The sequence below is a fragment of the Pseudomonas sp. AC112 genome (assembly GCF_979253545.1).
The window spans coordinates 544,449-566,105 of sequence record NZ_CEEDCM010000001.1 but is presented as its reverse complement, the minus strand read 5'-3'; the positions used below and the strand labels follow the sequence as shown (position 1 = coordinate 566,105).

The 21,657-nt window shown below is 61.0% G+C and carries 26 protein-coding genes; 15 read left to right on the top strand and 11 right to left on the bottom strand.

The features are described from left to right. Window positions 1-62 precede the first annotated feature (62 nt). The 3 genes from rnd (at window position 63) to AC0IYN_RS02740 (ending at window position 2,526) form a co-directional block, all read left to right on the top strand. Window positions 63-1,196 carry a ribonuclease D gene (rnd, locus tag AC0IYN_RS02750; protein WP_078047396.1) on the top strand — a complete coding sequence of 378 codons (1,134 nt, stop codon included), beginning with the start codon at window positions 63-65 and terminating at the stop codon, window positions 1,194-1,196. Further along, on the top strand, window positions 1,193-1,486 hold the full coding sequence (locus tag AC0IYN_RS02745; RefSeq protein ID WP_003189597.1) for a YcgL domain-containing protein: 294 nt from the start codon (window positions 1,193-1,195) through the stop codon (window positions 1,484-1,486). The genes rnd and AC0IYN_RS02745 overlap by 4 nt, the downstream gene beginning before the upstream one ends. Window positions 1,487-1,593: 107 nt before the next feature. Then, complete coding sequence (locus AC0IYN_RS02740) at window positions 1,594-2,526, top strand: D-2-hydroxyacid dehydrogenase (protein ID WP_471840458.1); 933 nt, start codon at window positions 1,594-1,596, stop codon at window positions 2,524-2,526. 35 nt (window positions 2,527-2,561) lie between these two features. On the opposite strand, the gene AC0IYN_RS02735 is transcribed toward AC0IYN_RS02740, so the two are convergent. Further along, complete coding sequence (locus AC0IYN_RS02735; RefSeq protein WP_471840456.1) at window positions 2,562-3,146, bottom strand: nitroreductase family protein; 585 nt, start codon at window positions 3,144-3,146, stop codon at window positions 2,562-2,564. A 153-nt stretch (window positions 3,147-3,299) separates the two neighbouring features. Here AC0IYN_RS02735 and AC0IYN_RS02730 point away from each other — a divergent pair, with 153 nt between their 5' ends. Beyond that, window positions 3,300-3,749 (top strand): YcgN family cysteine cluster protein, encoded by a 450-nt coding sequence (locus AC0IYN_RS02730; RefSeq protein ID WP_003172524.1) that lies wholly within the window; start codon window positions 3,300-3,302, stop codon window positions 3,747-3,749. Between the two features lie 13 nt (window positions 3,750-3,762). Then, window positions 3,763-4,983, top strand: coding sequence for a M61 metallopeptidase family protein (locus AC0IYN_RS02725; RefSeq protein WP_471840455.1), 1,221 nt, complete (start codon window positions 3,763-3,765; stop codon window positions 4,981-4,983). 107 nt (window positions 4,984-5,090) lie between these two features. On the opposite strand, the gene AC0IYN_RS02720 is transcribed toward AC0IYN_RS02725, so the two are convergent. The 3 genes from AC0IYN_RS02720 to AC0IYN_RS02710 all read right to left on the bottom strand — a co-directional run bounded on the left by AC0IYN_RS02720 (window position 5,091) and on the right by AC0IYN_RS02710 (window position 6,512). After that, the gene (locus tag AC0IYN_RS02720; RefSeq protein ID WP_078047401.1) at window positions 5,091-5,441 is read right to left on the bottom strand and encodes a YgaP family membrane protein; all 351 of its coding nucleotides are present in this window, start codon (window positions 5,439-5,441) and stop codon (window positions 5,091-5,093) included. A gap of 68 nt (window positions 5,442-5,509) precedes the next feature. Next, window positions 5,510-5,977 carry an RNA methyltransferase gene (locus AC0IYN_RS02715; RefSeq protein ID WP_003189607.1) on the bottom strand — a complete coding sequence of 156 codons (468 nt, stop codon included), beginning with the start codon at window positions 5,975-5,977 and terminating at the stop codon, window positions 5,510-5,512. A gap of 160 nt (window positions 5,978-6,137) precedes the next feature. Further along, the gene (locus tag AC0IYN_RS02710; protein ID WP_003210675.1) at window positions 6,138-6,512 is read right to left on the bottom strand and encodes a YajD family HNH nuclease; all 375 of its coding nucleotides are present in this window, start codon (window positions 6,510-6,512) and stop codon (window positions 6,138-6,140) included. Window positions 6,513-6,610: 98 nt separating this feature from the next. Between AC0IYN_RS02710 and AC0IYN_RS02705 the strand changes: the two genes are divergently transcribed. Further along, window positions 6,611-7,531, top strand: coding sequence for a ParB/Srx family N-terminal domain-containing protein (locus AC0IYN_RS02705; RefSeq protein ID WP_457267246.1), 921 nt, complete (start codon window positions 6,611-6,613; stop codon window positions 7,529-7,531). Window positions 7,532-7,535: 4 nt separating this feature from the next. Here AC0IYN_RS02705 and AC0IYN_RS02700 read toward each other — a convergent pair whose 3' ends face one another. Then, entirely contained in the window at window positions 7,536-8,216 is a 681-nt protein-coding gene (locus AC0IYN_RS02700) for a spermidine synthase (protein WP_471840454.1), read from the bottom strand. A 78-nt stretch (window positions 8,217-8,294) separates the two neighbouring features. Between AC0IYN_RS02700 and AC0IYN_RS02695 the strand changes: the two genes are divergently transcribed. Continuing rightward, a complete protein-coding gene (locus AC0IYN_RS02695; protein ID WP_406599632.1) occupies window positions 8,295-8,573 on the top strand; it encodes a hypothetical protein in 279 nt (92 codons plus the stop codon). Here the strand turns inward: AC0IYN_RS02695 and AC0IYN_RS02690 are convergent. Together AC0IYN_RS02690 and AC0IYN_RS02685 are read right to left on the bottom strand one after the other, a co-directional pair. Continuing rightward, a complete protein-coding gene (locus AC0IYN_RS02690; RefSeq protein ID WP_214496427.1) occupies window positions 8,570-9,043 on the bottom strand; it encodes a cyclic nucleotide-binding domain-containing protein in 474 nt (157 codons plus the stop codon). The genes AC0IYN_RS02695 and AC0IYN_RS02690 overlap by 4 nt on opposite strands. Window positions 9,044-9,113: 70 nt before the next feature. After that, complete coding sequence (locus AC0IYN_RS02685) at window positions 9,114-11,156, bottom strand: S9 family peptidase (protein ID WP_457267245.1); 2,043 nt, start codon at window positions 11,154-11,156, stop codon at window positions 9,114-9,116. Between the two features lie 24 nt (window positions 11,157-11,180). Between AC0IYN_RS02685 and AC0IYN_RS02680 the strand changes: the two genes are divergently transcribed. Genes AC0IYN_RS02680 through AC0IYN_RS02670 form a run of 3 tightly spaced genes read left to right on the top strand, consistent with a single transcriptional unit; the run spans window position 11,181 to window position 13,078 of the window. Further along, entirely contained in the window at window positions 11,181-11,717 is a 537-nt protein-coding gene (locus AC0IYN_RS02680; RefSeq protein ID WP_078047407.1) for an MFS transporter, read from the top strand. 30 nt (window positions 11,718-11,747) lie between these two features. After that, on the top strand, window positions 11,748-12,524 hold the full coding sequence (locus AC0IYN_RS02675) for a class II glutamine amidotransferase (protein ID WP_406599634.1): 777 nt from the start codon (window positions 11,748-11,750) through the stop codon (window positions 12,522-12,524). A gap of 11 nt (window positions 12,525-12,535) precedes the next feature. Beyond that, complete coding sequence (locus AC0IYN_RS02670; RefSeq protein WP_032888750.1) at window positions 12,536-13,078, top strand: DUF2937 family protein; 543 nt, start codon at window positions 12,536-12,538, stop codon at window positions 13,076-13,078. A gap of 109 nt (window positions 13,079-13,187) precedes the next feature. Here the strand turns inward: AC0IYN_RS02670 and AC0IYN_RS02665 are convergent, their stop codons facing one another. Continuing rightward, window positions 13,188-14,108 carry a LysR family transcriptional regulator gene (locus tag AC0IYN_RS02665; RefSeq protein ID WP_406599635.1) on the bottom strand — a complete coding sequence of 307 codons (921 nt, stop codon included), beginning with the start codon at window positions 14,106-14,108 and terminating at the stop codon, window positions 13,188-13,190. Window positions 14,109-14,284: 176 nt separating this feature from the next. Here AC0IYN_RS02665 and AC0IYN_RS02660 point away from each other — a divergent pair, with 176 nt between their 5' ends. The 5 genes from AC0IYN_RS02660 to AC0IYN_RS02640 all read left to right on the top strand — a co-directional run bounded on the left by AC0IYN_RS02660 (window position 14,285) and on the right by AC0IYN_RS02640 (window position 18,377). Next, window positions 14,285-15,025, top strand: a complete 741-nt coding sequence (locus tag AC0IYN_RS02660; RefSeq protein ID WP_406599636.1) for a 5-oxoprolinase subunit PxpA — start codon at window positions 14,285-14,287, stop codon at window positions 15,023-15,025. After that, the gene (gene pxpB, locus AC0IYN_RS02655) at window positions 15,022-15,726 is read left to right on the top strand and encodes a 5-oxoprolinase subunit PxpB (RefSeq protein WP_458376537.1); all 705 of its coding nucleotides are present in this window, start codon (window positions 15,022-15,024) and stop codon (window positions 15,724-15,726) included. The genes AC0IYN_RS02660 and pxpB overlap by 4 nt, the downstream gene beginning before the upstream one ends. Further along, on the top strand, window positions 15,723-16,637 hold the full coding sequence (locus AC0IYN_RS02650; RefSeq protein ID WP_471840448.1) for a 5-oxoprolinase subunit C family protein: 915 nt from the start codon (window positions 15,723-15,725) through the stop codon (window positions 16,635-16,637). Before pxpB ends, AC0IYN_RS02650 begins: the two co-directional genes overlap by 4 nt. 574 nt (window positions 16,638-17,211) lie before the next feature. Continuing rightward, a complete protein-coding gene (locus tag AC0IYN_RS02645; RefSeq protein ID WP_406599639.1) occupies window positions 17,212-17,766 on the top strand; it encodes a hypothetical protein in 555 nt (184 codons plus the stop codon). A gap of 83 nt (window positions 17,767-17,849) precedes the next feature. Next, complete coding sequence (locus AC0IYN_RS02640) at window positions 17,850-18,377, top strand: hypothetical protein (RefSeq protein ID WP_406599640.1); 528 nt, start codon at window positions 17,850-17,852, stop codon at window positions 18,375-18,377. A gap of 60 nt (window positions 18,378-18,437) precedes the next feature. On the opposite strand, the gene AC0IYN_RS02635 is transcribed toward AC0IYN_RS02640, so the two are convergent. The 3 genes from AC0IYN_RS02635 to AC0IYN_RS02625 form a co-directional block, all read right to left on the bottom strand. Then, entirely contained in the window at window positions 18,438-19,616 is a 1,179-nt protein-coding gene (locus tag AC0IYN_RS02635) for a vWA domain-containing protein (protein WP_078047413.1), read from the bottom strand. Continuing rightward, complete coding sequence (locus AC0IYN_RS02630) at window positions 19,616-20,461, bottom strand: AAA family ATPase (RefSeq protein ID WP_003189627.1); 846 nt, start codon at window positions 20,459-20,461, stop codon at window positions 19,616-19,618. Before AC0IYN_RS02630 ends, AC0IYN_RS02635 begins: the two co-directional genes overlap by 1 nt. Before the next feature lie 99 nt (window positions 20,462-20,560). Then, window positions 20,561-21,637, bottom strand: a complete 1,077-nt coding sequence (locus AC0IYN_RS02625) for a DUF748 domain-containing protein (protein ID WP_406599649.1) — start codon at window positions 21,635-21,637, stop codon at window positions 20,561-20,563. Window positions 21,638-21,657 lie beyond the last annotated feature (20 nt).

The window sequence follows — 21,657 nt, the reverse complement described above, 5'->3', positions numbered from 1 at the left end:
GCGGATGCTCGCTAGCCCCTTTCGCGATATATACTGCGCGCCATTCTTCAAGGGAGAGCCGTGTGGCCATCGATATTCACTGGATCTGCGACAACGATAGCCTCGGCCAGCATTGCGCCGAATGGCAGCAGTTGCCATTCGTCGCCCTCGACACCGAATTCATGCGGGTCGACACCTTTTATCCCATTGCCGGGCTGATCCAGATCGGTGATGGCGTTCGCGCTTACCTGATCGACCCCCTGACCATCGACAATTGGCAACCCCTGGCCGCCTTGCTGGAAAACCCGGCGGTGATCAAGGTGGTGCACGCCTGCAGCGAAGACCTCGAAGTGTTGCTGCGCCTGACCGGCAGCCTGCCGGTGCCGTTGTTCGACACCCAATTGGCGGCGGCTTACCTGAACCTCGGTTTCTCCATGGGCTATTCGCGCCTGGTGCAAGCCGTGCTGGATATCGAGCTGCCCAAGGGCGAGACCCGTTCGGACTGGCTGCAGCGGCCATTGTCCGAGACGCAGGTCAGCTACGCCGCCGAAGACGCGGTGCACCTGGCCGAGGTGTACATCCGCCTGCGCCCGCAGCTGTCGGATGACAAATACGCCTGGGTACTGGAGGACGGCGCCGAATTGGTCGCCAACCTGCGCCGCGAAGTCGACCCTTACGAGGTGTACCGTGACGCCAAGCTGGCGTGGAAGCTGTCCCGCGCCCAGCTCGCCGTGCTGCGTGAACTGTGCGCCTGGCGCGAGCAACAAGCCCGTGCCCGGGACCTGCCGCGCAACCGCATCATTCGCGAACACTCATTGTGGCCCCTGGCCAAATCCCAGCCGGATAACCTCGCCGCGCTGGGCAAGATCGAAGACATGCACCCGCGTACCGTGCGTCAGGACGGCCAGTTCCTGCTGGACCTGATCAAGCGTGCCGGCAGCGTGCCCATGGACCAATGGCCGCCTGCCGTTGCCGAACCATTGCCGGTGGATGCCGCCGCACTGATCAAGCAACTGCGCGCCCTTGGCCAAGCAGAGGCCGAACGCCTGGACATGGCGCCGGAACTGATGCTGCGCAAGAAAACCCTCGAAGCCCTGGTCAAAAGCGGCTATCCCGATGGGCCTTATAAATTGCCAGACTCGCTGCGTGGCTGGCGCCGCGAGTTGATGGGCCAGGCGCTGCTCGATAGCCTGGCCACTGCCGGAGAACAGCCTTGAAACGTATCTGCTCCATATATCGCAGCAAGAAAAAAGACGGGATGTACCTCTACGTGCTGAAAAGCGACGCCCTGGAGCGCGTGCCGGAACCCTTGATGGAAGCCTTCGGCAAGGCCCATCACGCGTTTGACATGGTGCTGACGCCGGAGCGCAAGCTGTCCCGCGAGGACATTGCCGTGGTCCTGGAAAACCTCGACAAGCAGGGCTATCACCTGCAAATGCCGCCAGCCGAGGACGAGTACATCGAACACTTGCCCGAAGAGCTGCTGCGCCGCAACGACCCGATGTGATCGTTCCGTGCCCCGTCCGGGGCACGTGCTTCAATGGAATCGTATAAGTGGGCGGTGGCCGTAAGGATGCGGGCGGCCGCCCGTACTGTTTTTGAAAGGTTTTAAGCATGCGTGTTCTGATTGCTGAACAGGATCACCCGCTCTACGCCCAACTGCTGGGCGAAGCGGCACCTGACCTTGAAGTGCTCACCAGCGGCGATTCGGCCGAACTGTCGCGCCTGGCCGCCGATTGCCCGGTATGGCTGGGCCAGCCGGATCTGTTGGCCACTTTGTTGCGCCAAGGCCATCAGCCGCAATGGCTGCAATCGACGTGGGCCGGCATCACGCCATTGCTGGCCGAAGGCCTACCCCGCGATTACCGCCTGACCCGGGCCGTTGGCATCTTTGGCCAGGTCATGGCCGAATTCGTGCTCACCTACATGCTCGGCCACGAACGTGAAGTGCTGGCGCGCCTGGTCAGCCAGGTCGAGCGCAAATGGGACAACCGCATGGGCCAGAGCCTGGCGGGGCGCAAGGCGCTGATCGTCGGTACCGGCGATATCGGCCAGAGCGTCGCCGAGTTCCTGCTGCCGTTCGGCGTGAAGCTCTACGGTATTGCCAGCGTTGCGCGCGAGCAGGCGCCGTTTATCGAAGTGGCCGGGCTCGACCAATTGGGCCGGCTGGTGGGGGAGGTGGACTATGTGATCAACCTGCTGCCCAACACGCCGAACACCCATGACCTGTACGGCGCGGCGCTGTTCAAGCAATTCAAGCCGACCGGGTTGTTCATCAACGTCGGGCGTGGGGTGGCGGTGGTGGATGCGGACTTGGTCGAGGCCCTGAAAGAAGGGCACCTGGCCGGTGCGGTGATTGACGTGTGCCGCCAGGAACCGCTGCCGCAACGTCATCCGTTCTGGACCGCGTGGGGCCTGTTGCTGACCGGGCACAGTTCGGCACCGACGTCACCTGCATTGATGGTGGAGTTGTTCATGCAAAATATGCGGGCGTATCAGGCCAAGCAAGCATTGCGTGGAACCGTGGATTTCGAGCGCGGTTACTGATAGCAAAGGAGCCGGCATGCCGGCTCCTCTTGGCATTACAGGCTGAAGTCACCTTCCGATACCAACTCGCTCACCGGCTTGCGCGGGCTGGGTGCTTCGCGACCTTGCAGGTATTCCGGCAAGGTCGACTTGTCGCCCAGCTTGCCGATCGCCACGGCGGCGTGCAGTGCATAACCTTCCGGGATCTTCAGTTCCTTGCGGGTCAGCTCCTGATCGAAGCCGGCCATGCCGTGGGTGTGCCAGCCGCTGAGGCTGGCCTGCAGCGCCAGGTGGCCCCAGGCGGAACCGGTGTCGAAGGTGTGCCACAGGGCCGGGGTTTCTTCGGTGGCGCCGGGGGCGGTGAAGTCGGTTTTCGAGGCGATGATCACCAGGGCCGATGCATGCTGCGCCCAGTTACGGTTGAATTCATTCAGCAAGCCCAGGAAACGCTCCCAGTCTGGCGTGTCGCGGCGCGCGTAGAGAAAACGCCACGGCTGCGAGTTGTAGGCGGAGGGGGCCCAGCGTGCGGCTTCGAAGAAGCTCAGCAGGGTGTCCTTGGAGATGCTCTCGCCGGTGAAGGCGCGAGGTGACCAGCGGTCGGTGAACTGGGTGTGGATCGGATAATCGGCAACACGGGTCATGAGCAGTTCCTGATCGTCAATTCGGCGCTCAAAGCTACTGCGCGGCCACTAGACTGACAAGTGTTGTTGCACCGCCAGTCGCTAGCGCTTGGTTCCAGGCGCCTTGGGCACTAGACTGGCGGCCTTTTCACCTACCGATACTGATGTAGAGCCATGGCCGCCAAAGTCGAACCCTTCTGGATACGCAAAACCCTTGAACACCTCGATCAGGAGGAGTGGGAGTCGTTGTGCGACGGCTGTGGCCTGTGCTGCCTGCAAAAGCTTGAGGACGAAGACGACAACAGCGTCTATTACACGCGTATCGCCTGCAAACTGCTCGACCTGAAAACCTGCCAGTGCACTGACTACCCCAACCGGCGTGCGTCGGTGCCGGACTGCATCCAGCTCACCCCAGGCCAGGCGGACCAGTTCAAATGGCTGCCACCGACCTGCGGCTACCGCCTGGTCAGCGAGCGCAAGGACCTGCCGCTGTGGCACCACCTGGTCTGTGGCGACCGTGATGCCGTGCACCATGAACGCATTTCCCAGTCCGGGCGCATGCTCAGCGAAGGCAGCGTGCCCGAGGATGACTGGGAGGATTACCTGATTTTCCGCGCGGGCTGAACAAGGAGTGGGTATGAGGGTGGGATTCAAGCTGGCGGCATCGGTCGTGCTGCTGGTGCTGAGCACGTCGGGCTGGTGCGCGAAGAAAGTCGACCTGGACTATCACGTCAAGCTCCTGCCCCAGAGCGACCAGGCCGAGGTGCGTGTGAGCCTGTCCCAGGGCTCGGCGGTGCGCAGCCTCAACTTCGACCTCGGCCACGACGGTGACTACAGCGACTTCAAGGCCGACGGCCAGTGGAGCATCAATGAGCACCGCGGCCTCTGGCAACCCAGCGCCAGCAAAGCCAGCCTCACCTACCGCGTGCGCCTTACCCATGCGCGCAAACCCGGTACTTATGAAACGCGGATGACGCCGAGTTGGGCGTTGTTTCGCGGCGAAGACCTGGTGCCGCCGGCGCGGCTCGACCAGCAGGACGGCATCGAGCTGGTCTCGCGCCTGGTGTTCGAGCTGCCGGCCGGCTGGAAAAGCGTAGAAACCGCCTGGCCGCGCATCGGCAAGCACACATTCCGCATCGACAACGTTTCCCGCCTGTTCGACCGCCCCACCGGCTGGATGCTCGCCGGCAACCTCGGCAGCCGCCGCGTGCGCCTGGGCGAGACAGAAGTCACCGTGGCCTCGCCCAAAGGCCAGGCCATGCGCCGCATGGATGTGCTGACGTTGCTGACCTTTGTCTGGCCCCAAGTCGAAGCGGCCTTCCCGCGGCATCCGGCCAAGCTGCTGGTGGTGGGCGCCAGTGATCCGATGCGCCGTGGTGCGTTCTCGGCGCGCGACTCGATCTACCTCAACAGCCGCACCCCACTGGTCAGCGAAAACGGCAGCAGCCCGTTGGTGCGGGAAGTGGTGCAGGCGATCGGGCGCTTCAATGACCACGACACCAGTGACTGGATCAGCGAAGGCCTGGCCGAGTACTACGGCATCGAACTGGTACGTCGGGCCGGTGGTATCACCGACGAGCGTTATCAGGCAATACAGGCGCGGTTGGCCAAGGACGGCAAGGACGTGACCAGCCTGCGTGGCGAACGCGTCAGCGGTGCGACGGTGTCACGGGCGGTGGTGGTGTTGCAGGAACTGGACCGCGAGATCCGTGTGAAGACTCACAACAAACGGTCATTGGACGACCTCGCGCAGGCGGTGATGCGTGCCAACAGCATCACCACCGCGGAGTTTGTGAAGCTGGCTGAGAGCATCATCGGGGAGTCGTCGGTGGTGCTGGACAACAAGCTGCTGCGTTGAACCCTTGCTGAACCTCCGCAATCCCTTGTAGGAGCCCGGCTTGCCGGCGATAGGGCCCTCAAGGACGCCATCGCCGGCAAGCCGGGCTCCTACAGGTCGGTGTGGTGTCAGCCGGTGGTTTTTACGGCTTTCTCAGCGGCCACTTCGGCCTTGGTCTTCAAGTTCTTCAATTCTTCCCCGGCCCGCTCGATCTTTGCGCGCACTGTGTTCATTTCCTGGCGGCCCTGTTCGAGCTTGTCCTTGAGCGTGCTGTGCCCGGTAAAACCACGGGCCAGCGCCACGCCGCCGATCGCCACTTGGATCAAGCCGAAAATCCCACCTCGGCGCAGGCCTTTGCCGACCATCATCACGCCACCGGCCACTGAGCCAATGCGCTCCCAACCGTGCACGTTCTGCGTGGGCTGGGTCTGGAACGGTGTGTGTTCGATGATAGGTCGCAAGGTTTTGCTGTCGCTCATGATCTGTCTCCAACGAGGGCTAGTGATAAATAGCTGACTGCCCGCAGGCGCCGGATGTTCCCTAAATCTCAGTACTTGGGACCCGAGCGGGTGTTGTTGCCCTTGGCCAGGCGGTCATAGAGCACCACGTTGACGGTGGCGGCGAGGTTCATGCAGCCGGTGGTCGGGATGTACACCACATCCTCACACCAGTCGCGGATCTCCTTGTCGAGGGAGCCGTCTTCCGGGCCGAAAATGTACAGCGCGCGGTCGGGGTGGGTGTATTCCGGCAGGGGGCGGGCGCCCTCCACCAGTTCCACAGCGACGGGGATGCAGCCCAGGGGCAGGATCTTTTTCAGGTCATCGATGCCGATCAGCGGAATGTCGTGGTGGACCTTCTTGGTGTCGGTGATGAAGTCCCGGGCGCGCTCGTAACGCACGCCGGTGTAGAACACCGAGGCCACGCCGTAGCAGCCGGCGGCGCGCATGACCGAACCAACGTTTTCGGGGGATTTGGGGTTGTACAGGCCGATGCAGCTGTAGCGTTTATTGCCCACGGGGAAGGGTGCCTTGGAGAAAAACGGCGATTATACGGCCTTGGGGGAATCTAGTGTTTGGGCGATCGCGATCGCCGGCAAGCCGGCTCCTACATTGAAATGCATTCCTCTGTAGGAGCTGGCTTGCCAGCGATGAGGCCAGAACAGGCAAAGAAGCTCTTCAGTCGTCTTTCTTCATAAGGCCAGCCAACGCCGCAAACGGGTTATGCGTGGCCTTGGCAATCGTCGGGCTGCTGGTAGAACCTTCGCCGAAGTACTGCTGGTCGGTATACCGCGAGTGTTCGTTGTCGTGGCAATACAGGCACAACAATTCCCAGTTCGAACCGTCCTGGGGATTGTCATCATGATTGTGGTTTCGGTGGTGTACGGTCAGTTCACTCAGGCGTTTGCCGGCGAACTCACGGGCGCAGCGGCCGCACACGTGGGGGTACATTTTCAAGGCTTTATCGCGGTAGCCCATTTCCCGGTCGCGCTGGGCATCGGCAAGGATGCGGTCCAGCTTGGCGGTGTGGGAGGGCGGGTTGGTTGAGCTCATCATGGCTCCTGGCTATTTTGGGGTTCACGGATAGGGTTGATTCTAGCCGCTCGCGTTGCAAATAACCGCTTCACTTTATCGATAAGGATCTGAAACTCATGCGTCTGCATTCATGGACTGTTGCACTGTTGTTGTGTGGGCTCACGGCCCAAGCCCAGGCATTCTCTACACCACAACCCGGTCAGGTGATCGAGGTGGCCCTCGACCAATTGCACCCGACCCAGGCGGTGGTGGGTTTTGACCAGATTTACTACAGCCTCGGCCTGTTCGCTGACAAACCTGCCAAGGTCTTCGATGAATACTGCGAAACCAACGGCCAGGGCGAGGCCGACACAGTGCCCAAGAGCGCGGACCTGCACAAGCCGGCGAGCTTCACCTGCAAGGAGCCGGTGGGCACCCATCCCGACGACATGAAAACCGTGGTCGTCGGCCCCGGCGGCCAGTTGTACCTGACCGACGGTCATCACAGTTTCACCACCTTGTGGGAAGTGCCCGGCGGTGGGCCTCGCCTGAACATGTGGGTCAAGGTCACCGATGACTTCAGCAACAGCCCGACCATGGCCAACTTCTGGCAGCGCATGGAGGCCGCGCGCAAGGTCTGGCTCAAGGACAATCAAGGCCAGACCCTGCCGCCCGAGCAACTGCCAGCGCACCTGGGCTTCAAGAACCTGCAGGACGACACGTTCCGCAGCCTGGTGTATTTCACCCGCAAGGCTGCGTATGGCAAGCCGGACAGTGGGGAGATCGCGCCGGAGTTCCTGGAGTTCTACTGGGGCAATTGGCTGCGCACTCAAATTGATCTGGGCAAGTACAACCTGGACAAGAAGGGTGGCTACAAGGACGCCATTGAGGCCGTGGCCAAGCGCATGGTCAGTCTGGCGCCGGGCTCACAGGTCGGTGACAGCGGCTTCACCGCCCATCAACTGGGCGGCATGACCAAACTCGACCGCAATGAGCTGGAGAAGACCTTCGACAAAAAAGTCCCGTATGTGATCGATTACCGCCATTCCCTGCGCTAACCGATCACACCTTCTGCGCAATCCAGATGGTGTGTCGGGTGCCCTTGTTGCCATGGGCAAACACCCGCACTTCCTCGGCCTTGAAACCGGCCTTGCGCAGTTTGTCGCTGAACAGCTTGTCCGCGCTGGCCGACCACACGGCCAGCACGCCTTTGGGGCGCAGGGCCTTGGCGCAGGCGGCCAGGCCACCGGCGGAGTAGAGCCAGCTGTTGGCCCGTTGCGTCAGGCCTTCGGGACCGTTGTCCACGTCCAGCATGATCGCATCAAAGCCTTGGGGCTCGGCCTGTAGCACCTTGGCCACGTCTTCCAGGCGGATCACCGTGCGCGGGTCCAGCAGCGGGCGGCCGGATTTTTCGCCCAGCGGCCCACGGTTCCACTCCACAACGCCCGGCACCAGTTCTGCCACGACCACTTCGGCAGTCTTGCCCAAATGCTTGAGCGCCGAGGCCAGGGTAAACCCCATGCCCAAGCCGCCAATCAACACCCGCGAACCGGGGCGGCCGGCGACTTTGCGGCAGGGGATTTCCGCCAGGGCGTCTTCGGAGCCGTGCATGCGCGTGTTCATCAATTGGCCGCCGTCACCGCCCTGGATCTTGATGACAAAATCTTCACCGTATTCGAACAGGCACAAGGCACCGCCGTTATCGGGGATCGGGGTGGTGTCGAGCAGAACGAAACGTTTCATGGAAATCTCATTGGGAAGGGCATTCTTGCGCGGTTGGGAGTAGCCTTGTGACATTCCGGTCAGGCCATGGAGCCATCGATGAAGTGCAGCATTCTAACGGTCATTGTGTTGAGCGCGCTCGCATTGGGTGCGGCGCAGGCTCAGGAGTTGCAAACCGTACCGGTCGCGCCCGCTCCAACGCCAGGCGCGCCGGGCACCCCGACGCCGACGTTGTACCCGCAAGTCACACCACCGGTCGTGCCCAACACCAACGGTTCGCCGCCCCTGGCGCCCATCGTGTTGCCCACGCCGCCAAAGGACCAGAGCGTGCCTGGCCTACTGCAAAACGACAGCAAGCCGAAGACGCCGGGCGGTTAGAACTGTTGGGACAGCAGTTGCCCGTCGGCCATGCGCAGGCGCTTGGACAGGGCAATCGCGATTGCGCGGATGATCTTGGCGGCCACCCTGGGGGCCTCGTTGAGCATCTTTTCCAAGGCATCCTTGCCCAGGTTCAGCAGCACGCAGTCGCTGGCAGCCACGCAGCTGGCCGAGCGCCGTTCGCCGTCCAGTACGGCCATTTCGCCAAAAGCCCGGCCACTGCGCAGGGTGGCGATGGTCAGGCGCTGGCCTTCATGGTTGGTTTTCTGCACTGCCACCTGGCCGCTGTGGATGATGCACATGAAGGTGCCGGCGTCGCCCTCCAGGAAAATCACTTCGTCACGGGCAATGCTGCTGATATTGAAGTAGCCGGCGGCCACGTGAAAATCTTCCGGCAACAGCGGGTCGAACAGGCCGCAGTCCATGAGCATGTCGCGGATTTCGTTATTGAGAAGCGTCGGTTGTGACATGGCTGCAATCTTGGTCCATCAATCAGGTTGGGCGGTCCTGTGTTCAGACAGGACCGCCTGGCTAAGTTCCTTAAACCAACCCCAGCGCCTTGAACACAAATGCATATTCGAGTGCTACGTCACGTAATCCCTGGTAACGACCGCTCATGCCGCCGTGGCCGGCGCCCAGTTCGGTCTTGAGCAACAGCAGGTTGTCGTCGGTCTTGGTGTCACGCAACTTGGCCACCCACTTGGCGGCTTCCCAGTACTGCACGCGGCTGTCGTTGTAGCCGGCGATCACCAGCATGTGCGGGTAGGCCTGGGCGCTGACGTTCTCGTACGGTGCGTAGGCCTTGATGCGCTCGTACACCTCGGGTTCCTGCGGGTTGCCCCACTCGTCGTACTCGGTGATGGTCAACGGCAGATCCGGGTCGAGCATGGTGTTGAGAACGTCGACGAACGGCACTTCGGCAATCGCCGCCTGGAACAGCTCGGGGCGCTGGTTGAGTACCGCGCCGATCAACAGGCCGCCGGCACTGCCGCCGCTGATGGCCAGTTGCTTGGAAGTGGTCAGGCCTTGGGCGATCAGGTGTTCGGCGCAGGCGATAAAGTCGCTGAAGGTGTTTTGCTTGTGTTCCTGCTTGCCCGCGCGGTACCAGGCTTCGCCCAGTTCGCCACCGCCGCGCACATGCGCAATGGCGAAGCCTACGCCTCGGTCCAGCAGGCTCAGGCGTGCGTGGGAAAACCAGGGGTCGAGGCTCGAACCGTAGGCGCCGTAGCCGTACAGGTACAGCGGCGTTGGCTTGCCCAACTGATCGCGCCGGACCACCAGGCTGATCGGCACCTGGGTGCCGTCCGCCGAGGTGGCCCACAGGCGCTGGCTCACATAGTCATCGGCGTTGAATACACCAAGTACCGGGGTTTCCTTGAGCACCTGTTGCGCACCGTTGGCCAGGTCCAGCTGGCGGACCTGGGCCGGGCGGTTCAGGGCTTCATAGCGCAGGCGAATCTTGTCGCTGGCAAATTCCAGGCTGTTCTGGACGTAGAGGCTGTAGGCGGCGTCCGGCAATTCCACGCGATACGCCGACAGGCCTTCCGGGTGCACTTCGATCACTGGCAGGCCGCCGATGCGCAGGCTCAGGGTCATGGCGCTGGCATTCAGGCTCACGCCGTCGAGCATCACGTCGTCGCTGTGGGGGATCAGGTTCTGCCATTCATCCTCGGTTGGGATGTCGCCAATATCGGTGGCCACGAACAACGCGTAGTTGATCCCGTCGCGGTTGCTGCGGATAAACCAGGTCCACGCGCCATTCAGCTGGCCATGGTCGACATCGTATTCGTGGTCCTCGACCCGTGGCGCCAGGCAGGTGAACTCCAGGTGTGGCTGGTTGGCATCCAGCGCCCAGATTTCGCTGGTGGTCTTGCTGCCCAGTGACAGCAGCAACTGGCGCTCGGAGCTGGAACGGTAGCAATGCAGGAAGAATCGGCCGTCGGGCTCGTGGAACACTTCCTGCGCGGCCGTGCCGTCCAGGCGATAGCGATAGAGTTTGTGCGGGCGGTGGGTGTCGTCCAGTTCGCCGAAGAACAGGGTCAGGCTGTCGTTGGCCCAGGTCATGCTGCCGTCGCAGTCCTGGAACTCCAGTTCGCTGACTTTGCCGGTCGCAATTTCCTTCACGTACAGGGTGTAGATCTCTTCACCGCTGGTGTCGAGGCTGTAGGCCAGGCGTTGGTGATCGGGGCTGATGCTGAATGCCCCGAGGGAGAAGAAACCGCCATTGGCCAGCACGTTCGGGTCCAGCAACAATTCTTCGCTGCTGTCATCCACTTGGTTGCTGTCGTCGGCCGGGCGGCGGCAGCGGTAGTGGCGGGCGTACTCGTCACCGGCGGTGGTGCGGGTGTAGTACAGGTACGGGCCCCACGGCGAGGGCAGCGATAAATCGGTTTCGAGAATGCGGCCCTTGATTTCCTCGAACAGGCTTTCGCGCAGCGCCGCCTGGTCGGCGAGTTGGACGTCCTGCCAGGCGTTTTCGGCCTTGAGGTAGTCGAGCACCTCAGCGCTGTCACGCTCCTGCAGCCAGGCGTACGGGTCTGGGCCTGGGGCCTTGCGGGCAATCGGGGTGGTCGATGTAGGCATGGATTAATCTCTATCTGGCGGACGGTGGCAGCCATTGCAGCCGCGACACGCAAAAGCCGTTATCATAGCCGCCTGTTTGCCAACCTTGCCATGGACACCATGACCGAGAACGACTATCTGACCGCTTGGGGCCTTTACGCCTTCGCCGCTTTGGGCTGCCTGTTGGTGTGGTGGCGCATGACCCGCTGGATCTGGCGCTGGCTGCGCGAGCCGCTGCAACTGCTGATGGCGGTGCTGCTGTTCAGCCCGACCATCGTCGATCCGGTCAAGACCCAGTTCGCACCGGCCGTGGCTATCACCGCCCTGGACCTGGTGCTCAAGGTCGGCAACAACGCCTGGCGGGCCATTTCCGATCTGTTCATGTACACCATGATCGCCTTTGGCGTGTACCTCGTGTTTGTGCTGATCCGCTGGCCCATCGAGCGCGCCGCCAACGCCCGCCGTGAGCGCAAGGCGGCTGCCGATGCAGCCCTGGCTGCCGAGCCGGATCAAGATGAAGACGACGTGCCTTTCCGCCGTCCTGCACCTGTGAGCGGTATGCGCGTAGAACCGCGCCTTTAACGTCGTCCGCCCTGCAGCGAGAGCCCTGGCATGTGTGAATTATTGGGCATGAGTGCCAACGTCCCCACCGACATCGTGTTCAGCTTTACCGGGCTGATGCAGCGCGGTGGGCGCACCGGCCCCCACCGTGACGGTTGGGGCATCGCCTTCTATGAAGGCCGTGGCCTGCGTTTGTTCCAGGACCCGGCCGCCAGCAGCGAATCGGAAGTCGCGCTGCTGGTGCAACGTTACCCGATCAAAAGTGAAGTGGTGATTGGTCATATCCGCCAGGCCAACGTCGGCAAGGTCAGCCTGGCCAATACCCACCCGTTCGTGCGCGAACTGTGGGGCCGCAACTGGTGCTTCGCACACAACGGCCAGTTGGCAGACTTCAACCCCCGCGCCACCTTTTACCGCCCGGTGGGTGACACCGACAGCGAAGCGGCCTTCTGCGACCTGCTCAACCGCGTGCGCGAAGCGTTCCCTGAGCCGGTGGACATCGAAAAGGTGCTGCCCGACCTGATCGCCGCCTGCTCCGAATACCGCAGCAAAGGCGTGTTCAACTGCCTGCTGAGCGACGGCGACTGGCTGTTTTGCTTCTGCTCGACCAAATTGGCGCAAATCACCCGTCGCGCACCATTCGGCCCCGCACGCTTGAAAGATGTCGACGTGATCGTCGATTTTCAGGCCGAAACCACGCCCAATGACGTGGTGACCGTGATCGCCACCGAGCCTTTGACCGACAACGAAAACTGGACCCGTTACGAACCGGGCCAATGGAGCCTGTGGCGACGCGGTGAATGCGTCAGCCAGGGCATCACCGAGTAAGGATATCGCCCATGTTGCTCAGTTATCTGCGGTTGGTGCTGTTTGCCATTGGCCTGTTGGTCGGTGTGCAAGTGCCGGGCTTCATCAATGACTACGCCAAGCGTGTCGAAGCCCACCTGATCGAGGCCCAGACCGGCCTCAGCGGGTTTGAAACCACCGCACGGCAGTTCTTCAACGGCGATTTGAAGGCGTTGGTGGCGCATTACCGCGCCAGCGACGACCCGGTGTTCCAGAGCGACGCCAACAGCCTGGGCGCCATGCTTGACCGCCAGGTGGCGTTGGACAAGCAATTCCAGGCCATGCAGGGCCCGTGGTACATCCGCGCCCTGCAGGTGGCGGTGGCGGCCGACCCGGATATCCGCCAGGAAACCTGGAATGGCTACAGCTACCAGATCCTGCTGACGCCTGAGGCAATGGGCTGGGGCCTGGGCGGGGCGATGCTGCTGTCGTTTGGCCTGGAGTGCCTGTTCCGCCTGATCGACTGGGTCGTGCTGGGCGGCAAGCGCCTGCGCCAGAGTCGGCCGATTGAAGAGCGAGACCTCAAAGGCCTCTAAAGACCGACGCGGTCAACTGTGGGAGCTGGCTTGCCTGCGATAGCTATTTATCAGTTAATGCATCAGTGACTGATACACCGCTATCGCAGGCAAGCCAGCTCCCACAGTTTTAATCGGGTTTCGCCAGCACCATCCGCTCTTCACCGACCTCTGCGGCATACCGCGCCACCACCTTCTGGCACAGCCCGACGATCTCTTCCACCAACTCCACCCCCACGCGCCACGACACCACCACCTGCAAGTTCGGCAGTTTCTGCCCCATCGGCAGCATCACCAGTTCGCCGCGCGCCAGTTCTTCGCTGACCAGCACCGGCGGCAGCGCGCCAATGCCGAAGCCATCGCGCAACAAGCGAGTAATCGCCGACACTGAATTCACACAGTTCATCCGTGGCGCGGCCACGCCGTTGGCTTGCATCAGGCTGATAACGTCCTGGTGCGGGTGGGAGTTTTTCGAGTAGGTGATGATGCGCTCCTGGGCCAGTTCGGCCAGGGAGGCGTAGTCACGGTTGTAGATCGATTGGCTGGCGACGATCCAGGCCATGGGGTGGCTGGCCAGCTCCAGGCTGCGCACGGTTTCGAGGCGCAGCAGGTCGGTTTGCAGGATCAGGTCGAGAAAGCCTTTTTGCAGCTGATCGCTGAGGTTCAACGCGGTATCGGCGACCAACTCGATTTCCACCAGGGGGAAGTGGTCCATCAGTTCGGCGACCAGCGGGCTGAGCCAGGTGTGGATCACCGTATCCATGGCGCCGATCCGAATGCGCCCGACCTTGCTGCTGGTGGTCTCCAGGGACTGCTTCAAGCCCTGCATGGTCACCATCATCTGCTCGGCATAGTCGAGCACCTTCAAGCCTTCCGGGGTCAGGCTCACACCACGGGAGTCACGCAGAAACAGCTTCACCCCCAGCTCGCTTTCCAGCACCGCGATGCGGCTGGAAATCGACGCCTGGGTGGTGAACAACTTCTCGGCGGTCAGGCGGAAACTCTTGAGCTTGGCCACCCAGACGAAGGTTTCGAGGAACTTCAAATTCATGGGATCAACTTTTTCTTATGCATGGATCGGTTTTTATTAGTTGGACGCCGCACCGGGCCAGCGCCAAAAATCGAGCCATTCCACGATAAGCGCCGTTGGGGTGTCAGGACAAGTTGCGAGTTCTGTGTAAAAAATCCCACACTACAAAAAAATAAAGCCTACAGGAGCAACAGCCCGTGAGCCGTCTTTTACTCAATTGCGACATTGGCGAAAGCTTTGGCAACTGGACCATGGGTCTGGACGCCGAGGTCATGCCGTTCATTGATTGCGCCAACGTGGCCTGTGGCTTTCATGCCGGCGACCCCAGCATCATGCGCAAGACCGTCAGCCTGGCGCTCAAGCACGGCGTGCAAGTCGGCGCGCACCCGGCGTACCAGGACCTGCAAGGCTTTGGCCGCCGCTCCATGGCCTACACCCCTCAAGAAATCCAGGACCTGTTGCACTACCAGATTGGTGCCCTCGACGGCATCTGCCGTGCCCAGGGTGGGCGTGTCAGCTACGTGAAGCCCCACGGTGCGATGTACAACGACATGATGGCCAACCCCACGCAGTTGCGTGCGGTGATCCAGGCCGTGGCGGCCTACGGCGAACTGCCGTTGATGCTGCTCGCCACCCGCGACAACAGCGCGGCCCAGGCCCTGGGCGACGAATACGGTGTAACGCTGTGGTTCGAAGCCTTCGCCGACCGCGCCTACGACCACAAGGGGCACCTGGTCTCCCGCCAGTTACCCGGCGCCGTGCACCACGATAGCGACACCATCGTGCAGCAAGCCCTGACCATTTCGCGCCGCGAAGCGCTGATCGCCAGCGACGGCAGCCCGCTGGTGCTGCAGGCCAACACGCTGTGCGTGCACGGCGACAACGCCAGTTCGGTCGCCGCCGTGCAGCGCATCCGCGAGGCATTGAAGCCAGTATGAAGGCACGGATTGAAGTGGTCGCCATCGACTGCCTGATGGTGCGTCTGTTTGATGCAATCGCCGAAACCAATATGCCGTGGATGCTGGCCGCTACCCAGCGCCTGCGCAGCGGTTTTGGTGCCGCATTGGTGGACCTGGTGCCGTCCTACACCACCTTGATGGTGCATTACGACCTCACCGCAGTGAGCCCGGCCCAGGCACGGGAATGGATCGAGCAGGCCCTCATCGACCTGCAGCCCCAAGCCCAGGGCAGCGGCCAGTGCCATGTGCTGCCGGTGTGGTATGACCTGAGTGTCGGCCCCGAGTTGACCTTGCTCAGCCAGCGCAGCGGCCTGTCTGTCGACGACGTGATCCGGCGCCATAGCGCCCACGAATACCAGGTATTCGCCCTCGGCTTCGCGCCCGGTTTTGCCTTTATGGGCCTGGTGGATGAAAGCCTCGCCACCCCGCGCCTCAACACCCCACGCAAACGCGTGGCGGCTGGCAGCGTCGGCATCGCCGAACGCCAGACCGCCGCCTACCCGGTGGTGTCGCCCGGCGGCTGGAACCTGATCGGTCGCACGCCGGCCAAACTCTTCGATCGCGAGCGCGACGGCTACAGCCTGATGCAACCGGGCGACACCGTGCGCTTTGCGCCGGTCGATCACGCTGAATTCATCAAGCTGGGTGGCGATGACACGCCGTTGGAGGCGCAAGCATGAGCCGCTTGATCATCGAGGCCAGCACGCCGCTGTGCCTGTTGCAGGACGCCGGTCGCTTTGGCGTGCGTCACCTGGGCGTGACCCAGGGCGGGGCGCTGGATTGGGTGTCGATGTCCTGGGCCAACTGGCTGCTGGGCAATGCACTGGACTCGCCGGTGGTGGAAATCACCCTGGGCGGCTTCACCGTGCAAGCCGAGGCGTATTGCCTGCTGGCCCTGGCCGGTGCGGACCTGGGCGCCTATATCGACGAGCGCGCCATCAGCCCCGGCCGTAGTTTTATCCTGCAAAAGGGCCAGCGTTTACGCTTTACCCAGCCGTTCAGCGGCGCGCGGGCTTACCTGGCGGCACCGGGCGGGTTTGATGCGCCGGATGTACTCGGCAGTTGCGCCACGGTGGTGCGGGAAGAACTGGGCGGGGTGGACGGTTTCGGCAAGGCGTTGGCCGAAGGCGGGCGCCTGGCGTATTCCGGTGTGGGCGGTGCGCTGAAAGTGCTGAACGATCCAGGCCTGCCGGCCAAGGCAGCATTGGACGTGATCGTCGGCGCGCAGATCGGCCAGTTCAGCGGCCAAAGCCTGTTCGATGCCTTCAACACCGACTGGGCCCTCGACAGCCGAGCCGACCGCATGGGCATGCGCCTGTTGGGCACGCCGTTGCAGTATCAAGGGCCGTCGCTGATTTCCGAGGGCATTCCGCTGGGGGCGATCCAGGTGCCGCCGGACGGGCAGCCGATCGTGTTGCTCAATGACCGGCAGACCATCGGTGGCTATCCGCGCCTGGGCGCGTTGACGCCGTTGTCGCTGGCACGGCTGGCGCAGTGCTTGCCGGGGGAGAAGGTGCGGTTGGCGCCGGTGGTGCAGCACAGTGCTTATGAGCAGCATATAAAGTTTTTGGCGCAATACGGCCGGCCCTGACTGCTGTACTTACATCACTGTGTGATTCAAACATCACGCACTTCAATATCGAATTTCAGACACGCGCTGTGGTGGCGTATGGATCGGCCCTTTAACCGCTACCTTGAAATCGTTGCCGAAGACCTTGACTTGGATGGGCAACCCGATCTGGTCAGATTGAGGTTTCATGAGGGCGATGGGCCGCCGACTGACGACGGTAGACGCCGCCGCTTGGATCTTTCTAAATGACAGCGCCGGAAGCTGTTTTACGCTCAATGAGGATGTCAATGCAGACTCATATATCGATCAACGGGATGCGACTTTTGTGGAGGAGTTTTGTCGTGACTTTCTAAGGTGTAATTGGAATAACGTTCGAGCAGCAAAGCCTTGTTCATCCTCCGGTACGCCCTTTTAACTTACAGGGCTTGCGCGTTTGCCTCAAAAAACCGCCTGGTTTCTGATTCGCGACGGTGAAAATATTGAGGGTGGTAGTTTCGGAAAAGTCCTTCAATGCAACGTGGCTTTTTGAGGTTGTGCCTTTGGCATCTTAGTGAAAACCTTCACCATCTAGCTAACTTCATGGAGAGGAGTTCATATGAGATACCTGGTAATAACGTCCAAAGACGCCAAGGACGATGATGTACCCGCTGTCCACTTTGGCTTTTATGAGCATGAGGCAGGGACGCTCCCTCGCCTCATCAAACAGGCACTGGCCGAGGATCTGCATGATTTCGGTGAGCTTGATGAGGTGACGACTGATGACGTTATCGAAGATGGTGTAGTGGATGAGGCGGATAAACGCCTGATCAAGCGTTTTGCGCAACAGTTTCTTGAGTTCAACTGGTTCAGTCCGGAACCGCCCTTCGACAAGCACATGAAAATCTTTGCCGAGGAGTTTGACGCCTGCGGTGTGGCTCAAACCGTGCGCTTAGAGTTTTTTAACGTCACAGACTCCTTGGCGTTCAGCGCTGCCTACCAAACCAATGCTGACGGGAGAGGGATGGAGTTGACCATATTTTCAGACGTCAACGGCGACAAACAGACCAATTATGTGGACGCCCAGCTCGTCAAGGGTTTTGCGCTTCAGTTCCTTTCGTTTCGCTGGTACGGCGCGCACGACCATACGTTTTGTCAGTTACAGCTGCTGTAGCAAGACAAATCTGTGACGTTGAGATCCCGCTAATCCTTTGGTGCCCGCCCAGGTGGTCCGCCCGATACGTGAAGGTACATTTTATGCGCTATATGAAACTATCCGCCCAAGACTATTGCCCCGACGGCACACCTGACGTTGTGAAACTGGAATGGCATGACAACCAGCGAACTCCTTCGCTTGTTCGTTGCGTTACGGTGTTCGACATGGACAATGACGGGAATTTGGATTGCGCTCAGCCGGAAGATATTGATAACGACGGCGTCAGTGACGAGTGGGATCGGTTCAAGGCGATTGCCTTGGCTCGCCAATTTCTCGAATTCAACTGGTTCAGTCGCGATCAGTCGTTCAACAAATACCTTAAGGTCTCTGCCTATGATTTGGATGCCAGTGGTTTTCCCGAAACGGTGCATCTGAGGTTTCATATCGGTGACGCGCGCGTGGCGTTCAGTGCTAAGTTCTACAGCGTGACTGGTGGGCAGCAGGGGGCAGTCAACCCGGACGTCAATGGAGATGGTGAAGTCGACTTCAGTGATGCCGACCAGATTCGTATGTTCTGTACCGCGTTCCTGGCGCTGGGTTGGTTCACTGCCAAGTGTTCCAGTGCCTGATGGCCTTGAGGTATCGGTTGAAGGAGCTGGACGTTGAATCAAGCCCCTTGGTTTGATGACTTACTTGGAAAGAAAACGCATCCCTTCTTCCAACCCCCGCAACGTCAGCGGATACATCTGATCCTCCACCAACTCCCGCACAATTCCCGTCGACGCCGTATACCCCCAGGTGTCCTTCGGATACGGGTTAATCCAGATCAGCTTCTTGTACTTGGCCATGAAGCGCTGCATCCACACATACCCCGGCTCCTCATTCCAATGCTCGACGCTGCCGCCGGCCTGGGTGATTTCATACGGCGCCATCGACGCATCGCCGATAAAAATCACTTTGTAATCCGCGCCGTACTTGTGCAACAGGTCCTGGGTCGAGGTGCGCTCGGAGGTGCGACGCTGGTTGTTTTTCCACACCGACTCGTACACAAAGTTGTGGAAGTAGAAGTACTCCAAGTGCTTGAACTCGGTCTTACACGCGGAGAACAGCTCTTCGCAGATCTTCACGTGGGCGTCCATCGAGCCGCCGATATCGAACAGCAACAGCAGCTTGATGGTGTTGCGCCGCTCCGGTCGCATCTGGATATTCAATAAGCCGGCATCGCGGGCGGTGTGGTCGATGGTGCCGTCGATATCCAGCTCTTCCGCCGCGCCCTGGCGCGCAAACTTGCGCAGGCGCCGCAGGGCCACCTTGATATTGCGCGTGCCCAGTTCCACCTGGTCGTCGAGGTTCTTGTACTCGCGCTGGTCCCAGACCTTCACGGCCTTGCCCTGACGCTTGCCGGCGTCGCCGACGCGAATGCCTTCGGGGTTATAGCCGCCGGAGCCAAATGGGCTGGTGCCGCCGGTGCCGATCCACTTGTTGCCGCCGGCGTGGCGTTCCTTTTGTTCCTCCAGGCGCTTCTTGAATTCCTCGATCAGCTTGTCGAGTCCGCCGAGGGACTGGATCTGCGCGCGTTCTTCATCGGTCAGCGAGCGCTCGAACTCCTTGCGCAGCCACTCTTCGGGAATCAGCGCCTGCAGGTGGTCGTCGAGTTTTTCCAGGCCGTTGAAATAGGCGCCGAAAGCCCGGTCGAACTTGTCGTAATGCCGCTCGTCCTTGACCAGGATCGCCCGGGACAAGTAGTAGAACTCGTCCATGTCGGCGAAGGTCACGCGCTGTTTCAACGCATTGATCAGGTCGAGCAGCTCACGCACCGACACCGGCACCTTGGCTGCACGCATTTCATTGAACAGGTTGAGCAACATCAGCGATTACCGCGACGGCTCATGAACGCCAGACGCTCCAGCAATTGCACGTCTTGCTCGTTCTTGACCAGGGCGCCGGCCAGCGGCGGGATGGCCTTGGTCGGGTCGCGCTCGCGCAGCACGGCTTCGCCGATGTTGTCGGCCATCAGCAACTTGAGCCAATCGACCAGCTCGGAGGTGGACGGTTTTTTCTTGAGGCCCGGTACTTTGCGTACATCGAAGAACACGTCCAGCGCTTCGCTGACCAGGTCTTTCTTGATGTCCGGGTAGTGCACATCCACGATCTTTTGCAGGGTGGTGCGGTCGGGGAAGGCGATGTAGTGGAAGAAGCAGCGGCGCAGGAACGCGTCCGGCAGTTCTTTTTCGTTGTTAGAGGTAATGATGATGATCGGGCGTTTCTTGGCCTTGATGGTCTCGTCGATTTCGTAGACGTAGAACTCCATCTTGTCGAGTTCTTGCAGCAGGTCGTTAGGGAACTCGATGTCGGCCTTGTCGATTTCGTCGATCAGCAGGATCACCCGCTCTTCGGACTCGAAAGCTTCCCAGAGCTTGCCCTTCTTGAGGTAATTGCGCACGTCGTGCACCTTGTCCACGCCCAGTTGCGAGTCGCGCAGGCGGCTGACCGCGTCGTACTCGTACAGGCCCTGGTGGGCCTTGGTGGTGGACTTGATGTGCCAGGTGATCAGTCGGGCCCCGAAGGATTCGGCCAGTTGCTCGGCGAGCATGGTCTTGCCGGTGCCCGGTTCGCCCTTGACCAGCAGCGGACGCTCCAGGGTGATGGCAGCGTTGACGGCCAGTTTCAGGTCATCGGTGGCAACATAGGCCTGGGTGCCTTCGAACTTCATCGGTGTTTCCTCGAATTCATCAATGCCGGGACTATACCGCGCAGCCCCGGCGACTGTGAACGCAGGCGGGTTATTCAGTCTCTGAATGACCGGTCACGTTCAATCCGCCGAGGGCTTGGGCTGTTCATACCGCGCGTTGAACGCCTGGATGAACCCGTTACGCAAAATCGACAAAAACGCGGAAAACGCGCTGACATTTTGCTGGTGCACGCTGCCACTGAGTTCCACGCGCGTGGCGAACTGGTTCTTGCTCTGGTTTTTTAGCACGGTCTCACTGGCGCCCACTACGGCCTCCCAGATCGAACGGAAGATGTTCTTGTCTTTGTTTTCCACGTCCTGCTGCCAATCAAACACCTCGACATCACGCAGCAGCGGCTTGATGTAGCCGGTTAATTGGCCTTTCTCGGCCTGGGCTTCGATCACCACGTCGCCGGTGCCGGCCTTGAAGTCGAACTTGCCATAGGCCGAGGCGAAGTCATTCATGCGCTTGAGCTGCAAGTCCCTGGCGCGGAAACGGAATTCAAAGTTTTCGAAATTGCTCAACGGGTCGAAGGTAGCGGTGGCTTCCAGCGGCGCCTGGCCCTGGAGCAAGGCCTTGCCGTCGAAGCGCGCATCACGCTTGCCTTCGACGTCCACCACATTGGTCAGGTTGTAAAAGCTGGCGTTGACCGAAGTGGCATTGATGTTCACTGGGGGTTTGGAGTTGAAGTTACGGAAGCTGATCTTGCCGTCCTGGATCCGCACTTCATCGAGGGTGATGGGCGCCAGCTTGCTCAGTTGCTCGCGCCAGTCGGTACCCTTACCGGTCTGGGACGCCTGCTTGTTGGCGCCGCCGTCGACAAAGTTCACTTCTGGGTTGATAAACAGCACCTTGGCGACCACGGCATGGTCGTACCACAACGAGTGCCAGCTCACCGCCAGGTCGATCAGTGGCGCCTTGACGAACGGTACCGGCACCTTGCCATCTACCTTGATGATCTCCAGGCCGTTGATCTTGTAGGCGCCGCGCCACAGGGCCAGGTCGACATCCGTGACGTGGCCGCGGTAGTCGCCCATGTCGGCGAGTTTGTCATTCAGGTAGTTACGCACCAGATAGGGCAGGGCGATGGCCATGGCGACCAGCACCACCACCAGCCCGGCGACAGTCCATAGTGGCCAGCTGTAGCGACGTTTCATGGGGCAGTCCTCTTTGCTCG